The sequence below is a fragment of the Desulfovibrio sp. An276 genome (assembly GCF_002159665.1).
Taxonomy (GTDB): Bacteria; Desulfobacterota; Desulfovibrionia; order Desulfovibrionales; family Desulfovibrionaceae; genus Desulfovibrio; species Desulfovibrio faecigallinarum.
Map to the genome: position 1 here is coordinate 103,315 of NZ_NFJC01000002.1, position 15,163 is coordinate 118,477.

The 15,163-nt window shown below is 56.4% G+C and carries 16 protein-coding genes and 1 pseudogene; 13 read left to right on the forward strand and 4 right to left on the reverse strand.

What is annotated here, in order from left to right; all coding sequences use genetic code 11:
• Positions 1–32: 32 nt before the first annotated feature.
• Complete coding sequence (locus tag B5F76_RS02465) at positions 33–224, reverse strand: hypothetical protein (protein ID WP_087350540.1); 192 nt, start codon at positions 222–224, stop codon at positions 33–35.
• A 395-nt stretch (positions 225–619) separates the two neighbouring features.
• Here B5F76_RS02465 and B5F76_RS02470 point away from each other — a divergent pair, with 395 nt between their 5' ends.
• The 12 genes and pseudogenes from B5F76_RS02470 (at position 620) to B5F76_RS02530 (ending at position 10,292) form a co-directional block, all read left to right on the forward strand.
• Positions 620–853, forward strand: a complete 234-nt coding sequence (locus B5F76_RS02470) for a FeoA family protein (protein WP_087350543.1) — start codon at positions 620–622, stop codon at positions 851–853.
• Positions 854–941: 88 nt separating this feature from the next.
• Positions 942–1,184 (forward strand): DUF6110 family protein, encoded by a 243-nt coding sequence (locus tag B5F76_RS02475; protein ID WP_087350546.1) that lies wholly within the window; start codon positions 942–944, stop codon positions 1,182–1,184.
• 45 nt (positions 1,185–1,229) lie between these two features.
• Positions 1,230–3,398, forward strand: coding sequence for a heavy metal translocating P-type ATPase (locus B5F76_RS02480; protein WP_087350549.1), 2,169 nt, complete (start codon positions 1,230–1,232; stop codon positions 3,396–3,398).
• Between the two features lie 9 nt (positions 3,399–3,407).
• Entirely contained in the window at positions 3,408–3,686 is a 279-nt protein-coding gene (locus tag B5F76_RS02485; protein ID WP_239406928.1) for an HMA2 domain-containing protein, read from the forward strand.
• Positions 3,687–4,167: 481 nt separating this feature from the next.
• A complete protein-coding gene (locus B5F76_RS02490) occupies positions 4,168–4,635 on the forward strand; it encodes a cytochrome c3 family protein (protein WP_087350553.1) in 468 nt (155 codons plus the stop codon).
• Entirely contained in the window at positions 4,628–6,202 is a 1,575-nt protein-coding gene (locus B5F76_RS02495; RefSeq protein WP_087350556.1) for an ammonia-forming cytochrome c nitrite reductase subunit c552, read from the forward strand. Before B5F76_RS02490 ends, B5F76_RS02495 begins: the two co-directional genes overlap by 8 nt.
• Positions 6,203–6,630: 428 nt before the next feature.
• Positions 6,631–7,574, forward strand: a pseudogene (locus B5F76_RS02505) (Rpn family recombination-promoting nuclease/putative transposase).
• Between the two features lie 31 nt (positions 7,575–7,605).
• Positions 7,606–8,139, forward strand: a complete 534-nt coding sequence (locus tag B5F76_RS02510) for a methylated-DNA--[protein]-cysteine S-methyltransferase (RefSeq protein ID WP_087350565.1) — start codon at positions 7,606–7,608, stop codon at positions 8,137–8,139.
• A gap of 11 nt (positions 8,140–8,150) precedes the next feature.
• Positions 8,151–8,735 (forward strand): DNA-3-methyladenine glycosylase I, encoded by a 585-nt coding sequence (locus B5F76_RS02515; protein ID WP_087350568.1) that lies wholly within the window; start codon positions 8,151–8,153, stop codon positions 8,733–8,735.
• Positions 8,732–9,043: an antibiotic biosynthesis monooxygenase family protein gene (locus tag B5F76_RS02520; protein WP_239406929.1), complete on the forward strand. Its 312-nt coding sequence runs from the start codon at positions 8,732–8,734 to the stop codon at positions 9,041–9,043. Before B5F76_RS02515 ends, B5F76_RS02520 begins: the two co-directional genes overlap by 4 nt.
• A 59-nt stretch (positions 9,044–9,102) precedes the next feature.
• On the forward strand, positions 9,103–9,369 hold the full coding sequence (locus tag B5F76_RS02525) for a hypothetical protein (protein WP_087350571.1): 267 nt from the start codon (positions 9,103–9,105) through the stop codon (positions 9,367–9,369).
• 212 nt (positions 9,370–9,581) lie between these two features.
• A complete protein-coding gene (locus B5F76_RS02530) occupies positions 9,582–10,292 on the forward strand; it encodes a glutamine amidotransferase (RefSeq protein ID WP_087350574.1) in 711 nt (236 codons plus the stop codon).
• A gap of 141 nt (positions 10,293–10,433) precedes the next feature.
• Here the strand turns inward: B5F76_RS02530 and B5F76_RS02535 are convergent, their stop codons facing one another.
• Positions 10,434–12,563 (reverse strand): sigma 54-interacting transcriptional regulator, encoded by a 2,130-nt coding sequence (locus B5F76_RS02535; RefSeq protein ID WP_162608641.1) that lies wholly within the window; start codon positions 12,561–12,563, stop codon positions 10,434–10,436.
• A gap of 392 nt (positions 12,564–12,955) precedes the next feature.
• Here B5F76_RS02535 and B5F76_RS02540 point away from each other — a divergent pair, with 392 nt between their 5' ends.
• Positions 12,956–13,897: an alpha/beta hydrolase gene (locus tag B5F76_RS02540; RefSeq protein WP_087350580.1), complete on the forward strand. Its 942-nt coding sequence runs from the start codon at positions 12,956–12,958 to the stop codon at positions 13,895–13,897.
• A 59-nt stretch (positions 13,898–13,956) separates the two neighbouring features.
• On the opposite strand, the gene B5F76_RS14745 is transcribed toward B5F76_RS02540, so the two are convergent.
• Together B5F76_RS14745 and B5F76_RS14410 are read right to left on the reverse strand one after the other, a co-directional pair.
• Positions 13,957–14,127, reverse strand: coding sequence for a hypothetical protein (locus B5F76_RS14745; protein ID WP_162608642.1), 171 nt, complete (start codon positions 14,125–14,127; stop codon positions 13,957–13,959).
• Positions 14,117–15,133 carry an alpha/beta hydrolase gene (locus tag B5F76_RS14410; protein WP_144268370.1) on the reverse strand — a complete coding sequence of 339 codons (1,017 nt, stop codon included), beginning with the start codon at positions 15,131–15,133 and terminating at the stop codon, positions 14,117–14,119. The genes B5F76_RS14745 and B5F76_RS14410 overlap by 11 nt, the downstream gene beginning before the upstream one ends.
• Positions 15,134–15,163 lie beyond the last annotated feature (30 nt).

The following is a 15,163-nucleotide window of genomic DNA, read 5'->3' on the forward strand; positions in this document are numbered from 1 at the left end:
GCAAAAGCCCTGCCCTGCGTTGGGAATTTTTCCTAGAGGGCCTTGCGGCGCTTGTACACGTGCCAGCCAACAGCGCCCGTGAGCGCAAGACCTGCCGCGATGTGCAGGCTCTTCGAGGAAGCAAAGCCCGCTATGAGGGTGAGCCCGAAAAGGCCAAGCATGAGGGCGTTTTCAGTGCGCATGGGCTTTCTGACCACAAGGGTGGCCGCTGTGTTTTTCGTCATGGTTTTCTCCCTTGTCCGGAGTGTCCGGGAACTGCCCCGCGTATGAGAGCGGGAGCCGAGGTTGAGTGGTGAACAAGACTTGAAACCCTGTTTCAAAATCCTTGGATTTGCCTTGCAGGAGCCGATTGCAAGAATTAAAAAATGGACTGTATTGCCACTGTTCTTTTATCAAAATACAGACTACCAATTCTTGTAGTTTTTTGCAAACAGGAACAATGAAATTCAATTTGCCAAATTTCATGGCAAAACGAAAACGAAAAAATATCTGATACATTTTTCTTCTCTGTTCATGGGCATGGCGACCATTTCCCGGAAAATTTTTTCCGGCCACCGCAGGACAGGGACGGAATTTGGGTAAAAACAATACCAATTTACAACAATTCAGGAGTGTTAAAATGTCTCAGGAAATCAGCCTCAGGCAGATGAACATTGGCGAGAAGGGTGTCATTTCAAATATCAGTGTTTCCGGTGAGTTGGGTCGAAGAATTCGTGACATGGGCCTCATTCCCGGCACCGAGATCTCCGTGGTGGGTCGTGCACCCCTGCAGGACCCGGTGGCCTTGCGCCTTTCCGGAGTTACTGTTACCTTGCGCAACAAGGAAGCCGACTATATCACTGTTACTCGCTAATACAGGCAAACTGTTCATGCTCATGGCAGTTTGACTGGCATGTGGCAGGGATTGGGACGGCTTTGATTTTGTTTTGGAGGGTAAATACATGAATACCGGACTCAAGTATGCTCTTATCTTTGCCGGCGGTGTCGCAGCCGGCGTTCTCGGTGCCATGGTGCTTCAGCGTGGCGCAACTGGCCTGAAGCCCGTGGCAGCCGGCATCATCAGCCGCGGCATGGACGTCAAGGACGCCATCGCCGGCGCTGTCGAGAAGGTAAAGGAAGACGCCCAGGACCTTATGGCCGAAGCCAGGGCCAGCCAGGCCCAGCGCAAGGAACAGGACGCCTAGTCGTAAGCGTATCCTAATCGCATGCGTATCTAACAGGGAGAACGAATGAGTTTTGTCATCGTCCACGAACTGCAGGGCTTTTTCTCGGACGGCGTAGTGAGCTGCCAGGGCAGAATGCGTTGCCGCTGCAACATGCGTCTCACCATGGATGAGGCAACCAGACTTGCCGACAACCTGGCCGACCTGGAAGGCATTGTTGGCGTGACCGTCAATCCGGCCATAGGCAGCGTCCTCTTTTTCTACGTCGACCTTTCCTCAAGGCTTGAGGCTCTGAAGATCATAGCCATAGCCGGCGACGAGATAGTGGAAGCGAGAAAGGATCCCCAGTTCAGAGCAGAAGATCTCCCTGTTCCCAGGGTCGAGGGACCTCTGGCAGCCGTGCTGGAAATCGTGCGGCACTACGTCCTTCGACCCTTCATGCCTTGGTGGTTCAGCATTCCGTCTGCCATAGGGCATGCCATCCCCTATCTTCTCAAGGGTCTGAAGGAGCTGGTCATAGGCCACCTCAACGTGAGCGTCCTGGACGCTGCCGCCATTGCCGTGTGCCTCCTGCGCCGCGACTTTCAGACAGCCAGAACCCTCACCCTGCTCCTCGGCATTGGCGACGAGCTTGAAGAGTGGACAAGGCAAAAGTCCCTGGCCTCTTTGAGCGAGAGCCTCGAGATTGGCGCAGAATGGGTTTGGGTCCGTGACGAGGACGGCACAGAGCGTCAGGTTGCCATGAAGGACCTTGTTGCCGGGGACGTGGTTGTCCTCACGGCCGGAAACGCCATTCCCGTGGACGGCGTGGTTGTGGACGGCGAGGGCGTTGTCAACCAGGCAGCCATGACAGGCGAGCCCATTGGTGTCGTGCGCGTGAAGGGCCACAGTGTCTTTGCCGGCACTGTCATGGAAGAGGGCACCATCTGCGTGCGCGTGAGCAAGGTCGGCGATCAGACGCGCCTCAAGCAGATCGTAAAATTCATCGAGGACAGCGAAAGCCTGAAAGCAGGCATACAGGGCCGCTTCGAGCGCATGGCCGACATGGCTGTACCCTTTACCTTCGGGCTTGCTGCCCTGGTCTATCTCCTCACAAGGGATCCCATCAGGGCCTCCTCTGTCCTTCTTGTGGACTATTCCTGCGCCCTGAAGCTCACCACCCCGCTCACTGTGCTTGCCGCCATGCGCGAGGGCGTTCTGAACAGGGTCGTCATCAAGGGCGGCCGCTACCTCGAAGCTTTGCGCGACGTGGACACAGTGGTCTTCGACAAGACCGGAACCCTGACCAATGCCACCCCCAGGGTTGCGGAAGTCATCCCGGCACCTGGCTTCGACCAGGAGAGCGTCCTGCGGGACATGGCCTGTCTTGAGGAGCACTTCCCTCATCCAGTGGCACGAGCTGTTGTCCGCGCAGCTGAGGAGCGCAACCTGCGTCATCCCGAAGAGCACGACAAGGTGCAGTACATCGTGGCCCACGGCGTGTGCTCACAGCTGAACGGCATGAACGTGGTTGTGGGCAGCCGCCACTATGTGGAATACGACGAGGGCATAGACCTTGGCCCCCTGAAGAAGGACATCGAGGAGCAGGCCGCCATGGGCAGATCCCTGCTCTACCTTGCGGAGGGCGGAAGGATCGCAGGCCTTGTGGCCATAGAGGATCCGCCGCGTCCCGAGGCAGCTGCAGTCATCCGTGCCCTGCGCGAGGAGGGTGTTGACCGCATCCTCATGATCACCGGCGACGACGAAAGGACAGCCAGCGCCATAGCGGGAAGACTTGGCATTGGCGAGTACAGGGCCCAGGTCCTGCCTACGGACAAGTCGGACGTGGTCGCGGAACTCGTGCGCGAGGGACGGCACGTGCTCATGGTGGGCGACGGCATAAACGATGCCCCTGCCCTTTCCGCAGCAACCGTGGGTGTCGCCATGACGGACGGCACGGAGCTGGCCCAGGGTGTTGCCAACGTGCTTTTGACGGAGACGTCCCTGACCGGCCTCATCACGGCAAAGCGCCTTGGCCGCCGCGCCATGCAGCGCATCAATTCCAACTATTTCTACACCATGCTCTGCAACTCTCTCTTCCTTGCAGGCGGTATCTTCATGATCCTGACACCCGCACTCTCAGCCTTTTTGCACAACATGACGACAGTGATTTTGAGCGTGCGGGCCATGCGCCGCAACCTGCAGGACGAGGACCTTGCACTGCCTCAAGCCATTGAGGCTCGTTCTGCCCAATAGGAGGAAGGCATGGCGGAAAAGGTCTCAAAAATGGAGATGCTCTCCTTTGCGCGCTATGTGCGCAGCTTTATCCCTGGTCGCGTGCGTGTGCGCCACCCTGCCTTAAGAAAGCCCGCTGTCGCTTCCGAGGCCAGGATGCGCCTTGAGGGCATGCGCGGCATACAGTCCGTGGAGGTGAACACCGAGACGGGCTCGGCACTCATCCTCTACAACGCGAAGGAGCTGACCCAGGACGAACTCATTGCCGAGGGTGTCGTGTGGGCGCGCTGGCTCAACACCAAGGGATAGATACAAATACCTGACGCAGGGATCCGCGGGATCCTGCAGGATATGGGGACAGGTGGTTCAGGCCATTTGCCCCTTTTTTTTGCGCCCCTGGGGAGACCGACTCCTGGCCCCAAGATGTATATATATGATCGTACCCCAAATCGGGCAACAGCCAATGTGTGTGTATGGGGGAGGAATGCAGCCCCTGCTCCCGAATTTTGCACAAAAGGTGTGCCATTTGTCGCAAGACTGGCAAATATGGGGGATACAGGGCTCTTGGTTTCGGGTAGTTTTCGCAAGGGACCTTGCAGAGCCCTTTTGAGGGGATATGGCGTTACCAAAATTTCACACAAAAAAAGTCAAAATCTGTGTCAAAAACAACATGCAGAACGAAAATTTGTTTGGTACGTGAAAAAAAGAATTAGCTAGACTGGGCACCATATCCAACTTGTATCCGGTCCTGTCCAACTTGGGAGGAAAGCAGGACCAGGGAGGGAAATGAATGGATAAGCCACGCAGTAGCCCCATTATCAAAATCTTCCTGTGTGGTTTGATCGGAGGTGTCGTGCTGCTTGGTATCGCGGCCTATGCGATGACTGTCAGCGATTCACGTCCGTTTTGTACCACATGTCACCTCATGACCGAGGCCGGGGTGACGCACAAGATGTCCACGCATGCGGATCTTTCCTGCAACGATTGCCATGCACCGCACAATCTGCTTGCCAAGCTCCCCTTCAAGGCCAAGGAAGCGGTACGCGACTTTGTCTACAATGTGCAGGGTGCCGACCTTCCCCTTGGTCCCAACAGCGTGACCAGGGAAGTTGTCAATGCCAACTGCATTGCCTGCCATTCCCAGACGAATGTCAACGTGGCCAGCATGAACGTGAAGCCCTACTGTGTCGACTGCCACCGCAACGTGGCCCATATGAGACACAAGCCAATCAGCACAAGGACGGTAGCCTATGACTAGCAAGATTTGTAGAGGGACCGTGTTGCTGGGTCTCGGACTCAGTCTGGTCCTCGCCGGTGGTTGCAACGATGTGAGCACGGACCTGAAGGCCCCTACCTATAACACGTCCATCAAGCAGGATTCCACCAGAATTTCGGATTTCCAGAAAGACTTTCCGCTGCAGTACGCCTCGTACATGAAGAACAACGAGAGCCAGGTGATGACCGAATACAAGGGCTCCGTCAACTTCCGCAAGAACGACGACGTGAATCCCCTGCCCAAGGGCTGGAAACACGCACAGCCCTATCTGAAGAATCTGTGGCTCGGCTACCCCTTCATGTACGAGTACAACGAGGCTCGCGGGCACACCTACGCCATCAAGGACTTCCTTGAAATCGACCGTATCAACCGCTACGCCGAAAAGGGCGGCCTGCCCGCCACCTGCTGGAACTGCAAGACTCCGAAGATGATGAACTGGGTTGCCGAATACGGCGACAAGTTCTGGTCCAAGGACGTCAACATCTTCCGCACCAGGGAAGCCATCGACGAGAAGGACGAGACCATCGGTTGCGCAAACTGCCATGATCCCAAGACCATGGAACTGCGCCCCTACTCCGAGCCCCTGAAGGATTGGCTGAAGCGCTCCGGCAAGGACTGGGACAAGCTCACAAGGAACGAGAAGCGTACCCTGGTCTGTGCCCAGTGCCACGTGGAATACTACTTCACCCACAAGGACAATGGCCCTGCCGCAAGGCCCGTTTTCCCCTGGGACAACGGCTTTGGTCCTGAAGAAATCTACCAGTACTACAAGGGGCATGGCGCAAAGGATGCCAATGGCAAGGAAACCCCCTTCTATGACTGGATCCATGCCGCTTCCGGCATCAAGATGATCAAGATGCAGCATCCCGAGTACGAGACCTTTGTCGACGGCCCCCATGGCGCTGCCGGTGTCTCCTGCGCGGACTGCCATATGCCCTACCAGCGCGTGGACGGCAAGAAGGTGTCCAGCCACTGGATGACCTCTCCTCTGAAGGATCCCGAACTGCGCGCCTGCCGTCAGTGTCATGCAGACAAGACCGCAGATTTCCTGCGTGAACGCGTACTCTACATCCAGAAGAGAAGCTTTGCCCAGCTTCTGAAGGCTCAGGAAGCTTCCGTGCGCGCCCACGAGGCAGTGCGTCTTGCCAACGAATATATTGCCAACAACCCCACAGCCCTCAACGCCAAGCATGCAGAGCTCATGGAACAGGCTCGCGATCTGGTGCGCAAGGGCCAGATCTTCTGGGACTACGTGTCCGCGGAAAACAGCGTTGGCTTCCACAACCCCACCAAGACCCTGGACACCCTGATGTCCTCTGCCGAATTCAGCATGCAGGCTGTGGCCCTGGCCGAACAGGCCACCAACTACGCCATCAGCCCTGCCCTGGCCGGCGACATCAAGACAATCGTTCCGCCCATCCTGGAACACAGCAGAAAGCTGCAGCAGGATCCTGCTCACCTGCAGACCAACCCCTGGCTGAAGCTCCTCCCTGTGTTGCCTCCTGCGGAACAGGTGTGGAAGGATCAGGAAAAGGTGGCGGCCAAGTAACCATTGGCCTGACTGAGACAAGGGCGTAAAGCCCAGACACTTTTTGAAGGATGTGTCCGTTGCCGAAAAGCGCGGGCGCATCCTTTTTTCATATCCCCTTGTTTTCCATGCAGAAAAACAGGGTTGTCGAAAGCGCACAATTTTGCTTGCGAGGACAGGCAAAAGCATGCAATATGAACCTGTCAGGGGCTCATGAGTCCCTGCAAAAAGTTCTGACTGGTGCCACAAGGCGCAGCGATTCTGCTGGATTGTACAGGCACAACCAATGTCGACCACTCCGTCACAGTTGGACAAAGCCTTGAAAAGTGCGTAACTTTTCATGAGAAAAGGAAAACGAGGTTTCTATGAGCTCATCTGCGGCATCCACAACTCACCCAAGGGATATTCACGACAGGATGGCCAAGAACTATTTTGGCGTCCCGCAGAACATGGCCAATTTGCTGGAGCAAACTCTGCCTGCCAGGGTATGCAAGAGACTGGATTTGAGTAGTCTCGAACCAACCGGGGAAACCTTCATAACCGGGGAATATGAAAAGTACATTGCCGATCTTGTGTTCACCTGCAGAACGAAAAGCGGCGAACAGGGTCTGTGTATGTTCTTTTTGAGCATAAGTCGCAGCCTGAGCCTACAATTTCAATCCAGTTGCTGAATTATATGCTTGGTCTTTGGAATAGAACAATAAAAAACAAAACATTTGAAAAAACTGGAGTAATTCCTTTCGTTATCCCTGTTGTTTTCTATCATGGAAAACAAGCATGGGATGGCAAGCTGTTGAGAGAATTATTCTGTAATGATTCTATACTGAGAGAAATCAGCCCTAACTTTCCAATATTTCTCTGTAGTCTCAATGATATACCATGGAAAAAATTAAAAAGAAAACCTGTAGAAAATGCAATGATTATGCTTTTGAAATGTCATTTACAGAAAAATTCTGCAGATAAAATTTTAGAAGTATTAATCATATGTACAAGTAAATTATGGAGTAAAAAGGAAAATGAAAAAATAGGTGATGATTGGAATGATTTCATATCATATACAGAGAAAGCACATTCTGAAATCGCATCACAAGCAAAATACAATATTAAGGAGTATGTTATGAATTCAAATTTTGATGCAGAGCGTATGGAAGTCTTAAAATCATGGTTCCCATTTCTCTACGAAGATGGATTGACTGAAGGCAAGACAGAAGCTAGAGCCCAAACACAGCAGGGTATTATTCAACTTCTTCAGGCAAGATTTGGTGAACTTCCTCAGGATATAGAGTCGAATCTAAAAAAAATGGAGGACGACAGCAGGCTCTCCAAGCTGATTGTAGTTGCAGGTATGGCGACATCTCTTGAGGATGTCGCAAAGGCAATCAAGCAGAACTAATATTTGGGGCAATCCCTGGGAGGCGTAATCCATGCACTATACGGGTGTCTACCAATCCCCTCTGGGAGAGATGTATCTTGCCAGCGATGACATGGGCCTTTGCGGCGTGTGGTTCCAGGGGCAAAAATACTTTGCCTCAGGAATGGACATGGAGCGCCAAGAGAAGGAAACAGAGCACATAGCCTGTGCAAGGCGATGGCTGGACGCCTACTTTGCGGGGCAGGAACCGGACTTTTTGCCCACATTTCACCTCACAGGGACTGTCTTTCAGATGGCCGTCTGGGCGGAGCTTCTGAAAATCCCCTATGGGCAGACTACGACCTATGGGGCCATAGCCAGGGAAATAGCCCAAAAAAGAGGGATACCCCGCATGTCCGCCCAGGCTGTGGGTGGGGCTGTGGGCCACAACCCTGTGTCCGTCATCATCCCCTGTCACAGGGTGGTGGGAACAAACGGCAGCCTGACAGGCTACGCTGGCGGCATCGAGCTCAAAGTCAAACTGCTCACCCTGGAAGGGTGCGATACAACAAGGTTTTTTGTGCCACGCAAGGGAACGGCACTGTAGGAGAATGCAACATGGAGTGGCCTGACGGAAGAAAGCGCTGCAAATGGGCAAACCCCAAGAATCCGGCCTACATTCGCTATCACGACGAGGAATGGGGCAAGCCTGTGCACGACGATGCCATACTCTTCGAGATGCTGGTGCTGGAAACCTTTCAGGCCGGCCTTTCCTGGGAATGCGTCCTCAACAAGAGAGAGGCCTTCAGACAGGCCTTTGACGGCTTCGACTTGGACGCTGTCTGCGCCTTTGGAGAGGAAAAGATAGCCTCCCTCATGGAGAACGGGGACATCATCCGCAACAGCCGCAAAATACGGGCAGCCGTGAACAACGCCAGGGTGTTTCGCGACATCAGGGGGCAGTGGGGCAGCTTTGCGGCCTATTTGTGGCATTTCACAAGGGGGGCCGTGATCCACGAGACCGGGCAGACCCGCTCTCCCCTCTCGGACGAGGTCGCAAGGGACATGAAGGCTCGCGGCATGCAGTTTGTGGGCACTGTAACTGTCTACGCCTATTTGCAGTCCGTGGGCATCATCGATTCCCACGACAGGGACTGCTTTCTGGAGCATAGACAGGGGAACATTGTGTCCTTTTCGAGGTGAAGCCTACTGCAGTACCTGACCTTGCTGCCATGCTCAAGCCCCTGCTTGCTGGCTACGAGGGCTTTGTCCGCGCAGAGAGCTTCGCAAGCCTTTCCGAGGACGGCAAGATCCTTTCCATGAACGTCTGGACAGACAAGACTGCAGTGGAGCGCTGGCGCAACGATGTGCAGCACCGTCTCTGCCAGAAGGAAGGCAGGGAAAGTCTGTTCGCATCCTACAGGATTACGGTTTGCTCGACGCTCAGGGAATATACTGCGTGCGAGAGGGAACAGGCGCCGGCAGACTCGAAGTCCGTTTGCGAACGGTAGCCTTCTCCTCAGAGTTGCGTCTGTGGAACACGCAAGAAGAGGATATCGCGGAGGAAACCATGGACAGTTGTGAACTCGATGCGATCAGACAAGAAATCAGGGAGGAATTTCAGTCCGAACTCGCCCGCAGGGACAGGCAGATTGAGGCCTTGCGTGAGGAACTCAAGCGTAGGGTGGATGTATACAGTGTGAGCCACGAGCTGAAAATGGTACGTACCCAAATCCGTTTCGAAATCGTGCAGCACGAAGGCAGAACCGTTGAGGCATGGGGCAAGGCTTTCATTATTGGAGGTCTGTTGATCACGTTTGGCACCATTGTCCTCTAAGAACAAGGCGTTGCATCAACCATCACCTGGAAAAGTCGGCCTGCCTTGAGGAGGGACTCTTGCTCAACACAATCCTTTTCTATGGCGGCTGGGTTGTGATCCTTGCTGTCGGGGGCTACCTTGCCTTTGGCTCGGAGAGCCCCTGACTTTTTCTGGTTGTCCATCCCATCTTTTTTCCATCTTTGTCCATTCCCCCAGGGAGTACACACACCATGCACTGCATAGTCATTCGCCACGTAGCCTTTGAGGATCTGGGCGTCTTTTGCGACGTCTTTAGCGAGGAAGGCATCACCTACGAGTATTGGGACTGCGAAAGTCCCCGCGACGAGGCTACCTTCCTTGGCGCGGATCTTGCCATTGTCCTTGGCGGTCCCATAGGCGTGGGGGATGAGGATCGCTATCCCCTTGTGCAGGAGGAAACAGCCCTTGTGAAAAAACGCCTTGAGGCGGGCCTTCCCCTGCTCGGCATCTGTCTTGGTGCCCAGTACATGGCACATGCCCGAGGCGCGCGGGTCTACCCGGGGCCCAAAAAGGAAATTGGCTGGGGTACAGTGAGCCTGTGCCACAAGGGAGGCCTTCTTGCTCCCCTCGAATCGGCACCAGTCTTGCACTGGCACGGGGACACCTTTGATTTGCCCGAAGGCGCCACTCTTCTTGCCTCGTCCGAGATTACGCCCAACCAGGCCTTTTCCCTTGCTAAAGGGCAGCTCGCCCTGCAGTTTCACGTGGAAGCGGATGCAAGCAAAATGGAGTCCTGGCTTGTGGGACACTGCTGCGAGCTGGCTTATGCTGGCATCGACCCTTGTGCCTTGCGCGAAGACGCTCAAAGGCTGGGAGGGAGAGCGGCAAGGGCTGGCCGCGAGGTGTGCAGACTGTGGCTTCAGGAAAGCCGCAAGGCCCTTGCCTCATTGGGAAAACAATAGCTGGCACTTGTCCGGAAAAGGCCTCAGCCTGTCCTTGGCATGAGCCACAGAGGCACAATGTCGTATTTCGGCATGCCAGTAACAAGAAATCCCCCGTCCATTGGGCGGGGGATTTGTATTCACTGAGGGGTTGGAGACGGGCTATTCGTCCTTGCCGTTGTCGGATTTGAGCATCTGCGCCACGATGTGGTTGGCTATCTCATCGATGGAGGGCTCTGAGCTGTTTCCGCCCTCGGGCTGGGCGTTCGCGTCCGTTTCAGCCTTCACCTCCTCTTCAGCCTTCGCGTTCACGGATTCTGCGTCAAGCACTGCGCTGGCAAAAAGGGACTGCTCTGCGACTATAGGCGTGCTTTCCTGGGGTGCATCCTGGGGAACGTCCTGGGAGGCAGCGCCTTCTTCGAGCATATCTACCGGAGCTTCGGGCTGGGAGGGCTCTTTGGCAATGGCAGATGTTGTTTCGAATCCGGTTGCGACCTCCTCTGCGGGTATTTCTTCTGCGTTCTTTCTGCGTCTGCCCCTCCTGCCCGTGACAGGCTGGCCAGCGCGCTTTTCGAAATAGAGCATCTGCTGATAGGTCAGGCCCAGAAGCTTGCCGGCCCTGGCCTTGGAACCGTCGCACATGACAAGGGCCTTGTTGATAAATTCCATGCGCTTGTCGGCCAGCCACTGTTCGAGATTTGAGGGCAGGAAATCGTCCGCCTCTTCGCTTGCGGAAGAGACAGCCACAGGTGCTGGAGCCTCGGGCACGGATTCTTGCGCAGCCTCTTGTGCAATCTCTGCCTGAACCAGGGCTTCGGGCTCTTCCTCGACCTTCTGGACCAAGGCTGCGGGCGCGTTTTCCTCGACAACGGGAGCGGGAGCCACAGGGGCAACAAGAGTCGCTGGAGCAGCTGCCGGTTCGGGTGTGCAAACGGCAGGGGCCTGCGGGCGCACCATGGTGAGATGGCGCTCGATATCTTGCCCTGTAATGACCTCGCTTTGCCTTGCAAGAGCCCGCACGCAGGAGAGCAGCAGAACCTGACGCAGTTCCTGCACATTGCCGGGCCAGGGGCAGGCCCTGAGCATGTCCATGGCATCGCGAGTGAGCTGCCAGGAGCGGGAAAGCTCATTGGCCTCGCGGCCAAGGGAGGCCAGAATCTCCTCGATGATGGCGGCAAAGCGCCCGCTGTCGGAGGCAATGATGTCGCGCAGGGAGAGCAGGCGCACAGGGCACATGGCAATGAGGGTGAAAAGATCCTGCCTGAAAAGGCCAGCGCTCACATCCAGGGCAAGCTCCCTTGCCGTGGAGGCGACAATGCGCACATTGTCCACGCGCCTTTTTGCACCGCCTGGGACCTCGTACTCGCGTTCTGTCAGGGTGCGCACAAGAACGGCCTGCCACTCTGCGGGCAAATGTTCAACGCCGTTCAGGTAGAGGGTGCCGCCGCGGGCCTTCTCGAAGGCTCCGGGGCAAGGGCCTTCCTCGCTCTGTCTGCCAAAGAGGGCAGCAGCAAAGTCCGCAAACGGGCCTGCCGCAAGGGTTGCACAGTGGACCTCTGCAAAGTTGTTCCTGTGCCCGGCACAGGCCTCGTGGATCTGCCTGGCAAAGAAGGATTTGCCAACGCCTGTCTCGCCCGTGACGAGGATGCTTATGGCGCGCACGGGCGCGTAGATCTTGAGGATTTCCGAGGAGAGCGCTGCGTCGGCAAGGCAAACGTCCAGGGGAGCGGACCAGAGCTCTGCGGGCAGCCTGAAGGGCAGGCGAACCTCATGGCACTGTGTGCCGTCGGCAGCGGCATGGGCCGGGTCTACGGTGCGCCAGGCGTGACCACCGGCGTAGCGGACCTGGCTTGCGTAGAAAAGGGCCGCCTGCATGGCAGGTGTCCCGGCCGTGAGATGGAAGCTGAAGGAAGCGGCCTCATCGGCACTCCAGTTCCTGGCAAGGAAGGCCTCGGTGGCTTGCCACACCTCTTCGTGGGAGAAGGGATCCGTGACGCCTGTCTCGACCACTGTGCAGGCTGCCTTTGTTCCGCGTTCCACAAAGGCGCGCAAAAGCCCCGCGTCCCTGGCAGTGTCCGCTGCAGCAAGAAGATAGATCTGCCTTGCGGAAAGCCAGTCTGTCAGGGTGCGCACAGGGCCGTTTGCGCCCTCCCCGTCCAGCACGGTGCAGGAGCGGATGTCCTCTTCCCTTGTGCCGTCAATGCCGTTTCTTGCGCAAAAGGCGCGGGCAATTCGTACGTCCTCTGCTCCCACCCAGGAAACAATGACATTGTCTTTGGATGTGTTCTCCATGATACCCCCCAACTCCATATGCTGCGACATGTCCTGCCAGCCGCTAGTGTTTTCCCTGTGTGTCTTCACTGCGTCCAGGCTCCCCGCAAGGGACGCGGGACGCAACGGTCTGAAAATATGTGTCAGAATAGAGGACAAAGGCTCCAATAACAAGTGCCCGGTTTGCCTGTCCCATGGCAATTGCAAAAGCCGTAGAAGCAGGGGTACGCTTCGGGGTTGCTTCGGCAGGTACTTTGCTGGCATTGACAGGGCCTGCGGCTGGCGACTACTTTCTGTCCGTCAGGAATGCCTCTGACGTGAAGCCGTTTTTTCGGGAACACCCTCGGGAAAATGGCCTTTTTTGTGCACGAACCTTCTGTTTGTGGGCCATAGGCCCTCTGGAGATTTTGGATATGGACAGAAGAAACTTCATCAGGGTCGGCTCCCTTGCGGCCGCAGCCCTTGCCGGAGCCACTGTGGCCCATGCTGCGGAACCAAAGGTCTGGCTCAACATGACCCAAAAGGAACTGGACGACGCCTACACCCAGGACAGGTACGCTGCCAACGCAGTGCAGGTGAGCAGACGCTACGCCCTTGCCAGCGCCTACACACGTTCTCTTCTGGGGAAACCTGAGCGCATCCCCTATGGCAGGCAAATGGTCGAGGCCCTGGATCTCTTCAGGGCAAAAGGGGACAAGGCGCCCGTGAACATCTTCATCCACGGCGGAGCCTGGAAGACAGGGACAGCCGAAAAGTACAGCTTTGTGGCAGCCCCCTTTGTCATGGCGGGAGCTGCCTGCATCATTCCGGACTTTTCCTCTGTGGAAGACGCGGACGGGGATTTGGGCTATCTCGCAGGTCAGCTGCAAAGGCTTGTCCGCTTTGTGTACGCGGCGGCAGACAAGCTTGGCTGCGACAGGGAGCGCATCTTTGTGTCCGGCCATTCCTCTGGAGCGCATCTTGCCGCAGTACTGCTCACAACGGACTGGACGAAATACGGCCTTCCGGCAAATGTCCTCAAGGGAGGCATGTGCTGCAGCGGGATGTTCGACCTGAAGCCGGTTCGCCTCTCCATCAGAAGCAGCTATGTGCACATCACGGACGAGAGCGAGGAGGCCTTGAGTCCGCAAAGGCATATTGATCGCATCAATGCCCCGCTCCTTCTTGTCAGGGGCTCGCTGGAAACGCCGGAGTTCATTCGCCAGACGGACGAGTTTGCCCAAAAGTGCAGGGAGAAGGGAAAGGATGTGCAGAGCATGGTCCTTCAGGAGTACAACCACTTCGAGGTCCTGGAACCCCTTGGCAACCCCTGCTCTGCCCTGGCAGGGGCCACGCTGAAGCAGATGGGCCTGTAGCGACAGCCCCCCAGACACCGCAGATTGGCTAAACTCTGTTTCGCCAATCTGCTGTCGCACTACTTTTGCAGCGGAATGGTCACCCGGGAAGTCTTTGCAGGCATGGGTCCAGTGTGGGGATGACCTGAGCCATCAAGGCCCTTTTTGTGCAGCCACTCTTCCATGAGGCGCGCAACCTCAAGGTTGTTGGTGTCCGCAAAGGGCGCGTGGGTGTTGCCCCTAATCCCCATATCCGGAAGGACAAGCAGGGTTGCGTCCCCGCCGCGGCGGTTGATGGCATCCACAAAGGCGCGAGCTCTGGCCTTGGAGATGCGCCACACCTCCACATGAAGAATGTCGCTTATGGTTTCGCTGATATTGTCGCCGTAGATGAGAAGGATGGGCATGCGGGTGAGCCTTTCGAATTCTTTGGCTGGCACCTCCCTGCATGAGCTTGGCTATGAACTTGTCCTTCACTGGCACATCGGGGATTGGTTCATCGTCCGGGAAGACAAGCTGGCCTGGCTCAAAGGCGACAATGGCCCGTATGGAGTCGGAGGCAAACATGCCGGCAAACCAGCCGTACTGGCCGCTGTTGGAGTGGGTGACAAGGATGGCAGGGCCTGTGCGCTCAAGAAGGGAAGCCATGGCTTTCCCCATGAAGGCGCGATGTTCATTGTCTCTGGGCTCGCTCCCTGTGTCCGGGGTCTGCTGGCGGAAGAACTGCTCGATGGAGGCAGGATCAGATGGAAAGCGCACACCGGGATAGAGGCTTGCCTTGCCGGGCGGAACCCAGAGGCCGTTGCGAAAGGCGTTCCAGGTGAAGCTTTCCCTCGTAGTCGTGGGATCCACACTTTGCTCGATCCTTTCGCTTGTGTAGCCAGCCCTGCCCCTGCGCGGCTGATCGATGATGTAGGTGCCCCAGCCATGCCGTGGCAAAATGGCCTGATAGCCCTCGCGGCCATCAGGGGTGGACTCGAAGCATTTGCCGGATTGGCCTACGCCGTGCCAGAGGATGAGGGGATAGTCCCTGGCCTTTTCCGGGACGTAGAACTGCGCGTAGCCATGGTCCCCGTGAAAGGTCTCCCCGTCGGCCCTGTGGATAACGCTTCCGCCAAAGAAAAGGCTTCCCATGGTGGCAAGGACTATGAGGCCCTGTTCGGACTTTTGCGCAAGCGCCTGCCCGCCCTGCGCAAACATCAGGGCAAGAGCCAGCACGCAGGCAGAGCCAAGGTGCCAAATGTTTTTGTGTCTCATGCTGTCCTCCCTGGGGAGAGTCCCCGTATT

Coding starts and splice junctions, on each gene's coding strand:
- B5F76_RS02480 (WP_087350549.1), top strand. CDS start 1,230: ATGAGTTTTGTCATCGTCCACGAACTGCAGGGCTTTTTCTCGGACGGC.
- B5F76_RS02495 (WP_087350556.1), top strand. CDS start 4,628: ATGACTAGCAAGATTTGTAGAGGGACCGTGTTGCTGGGTCTCGGACTC.
- B5F76_RS02525 (WP_087350571.1), top strand. CDS start 9,103: ATGGACAGTTGTGAACTCGATGCGATCAGACAAGAAATCAGGGAGGAA.
- B5F76_RS14410 (WP_144268370.1), bottom strand. CDS start 15,133: ATGAGACACAAAAACATTTGGCACCTTGGCTCTGCCTGCGTGCTGGCT.
- B5F76_RS02465 (WP_087350540.1), bottom strand. CDS start 224: ATGACGAAAAACACAGCGGCCACCCTTGTGGTCAGAAAGCCCATGCGC.
- B5F76_RS02540 (WP_087350580.1), top strand. CDS start 12,956: ATGGACAGAAGAAACTTCATCAGGGTCGGCTCCCTTGCGGCCGCAGCC.
- B5F76_RS02510 (WP_087350565.1), top strand. CDS start 7,606: ATGCACTATACGGGTGTCTACCAATCCCCTCTGGGAGAGATGTATCTT.
- B5F76_RS14745 (WP_162608642.1), bottom strand. CDS start 14,127: ATGGGGATTAGGGGCAACACCCACGCGCCCTTTGCGGACACCAACAAC.
- B5F76_RS02470 (WP_087350543.1), top strand. CDS start 620: ATGTCTCAGGAAATCAGCCTCAGGCAGATGAACATTGGCGAGAAGGGT.
- B5F76_RS02485 (WP_239406928.1), top strand. CDS start 3,408: ATGGCGGAAAAGGTCTCAAAAATGGAGATGCTCTCCTTTGCGCGCTAT.
- B5F76_RS02515 (WP_087350568.1), top strand. CDS start 8,151: ATGGAGTGGCCTGACGGAAGAAAGCGCTGCAAATGGGCAAACCCCAAG.
- B5F76_RS02475 (WP_087350546.1), top strand. CDS start 942: ATGAATACCGGACTCAAGTATGCTCTTATCTTTGCCGGCGGTGTCGCA.
- B5F76_RS02535 (WP_162608641.1), bottom strand. CDS start 12,563: ATGGAGAACACATCCAAAGACAATGTCATTGTTTCCTGGGTGGGAGCA.
- B5F76_RS02530 (WP_087350574.1), top strand. CDS start 9,582: ATGCACTGCATAGTCATTCGCCACGTAGCCTTTGAGGATCTGGGCGTC.
- B5F76_RS02490 (WP_087350553.1), top strand. CDS start 4,168: ATGGATAAGCCACGCAGTAGCCCCATTATCAAAATCTTCCTGTGTGGT.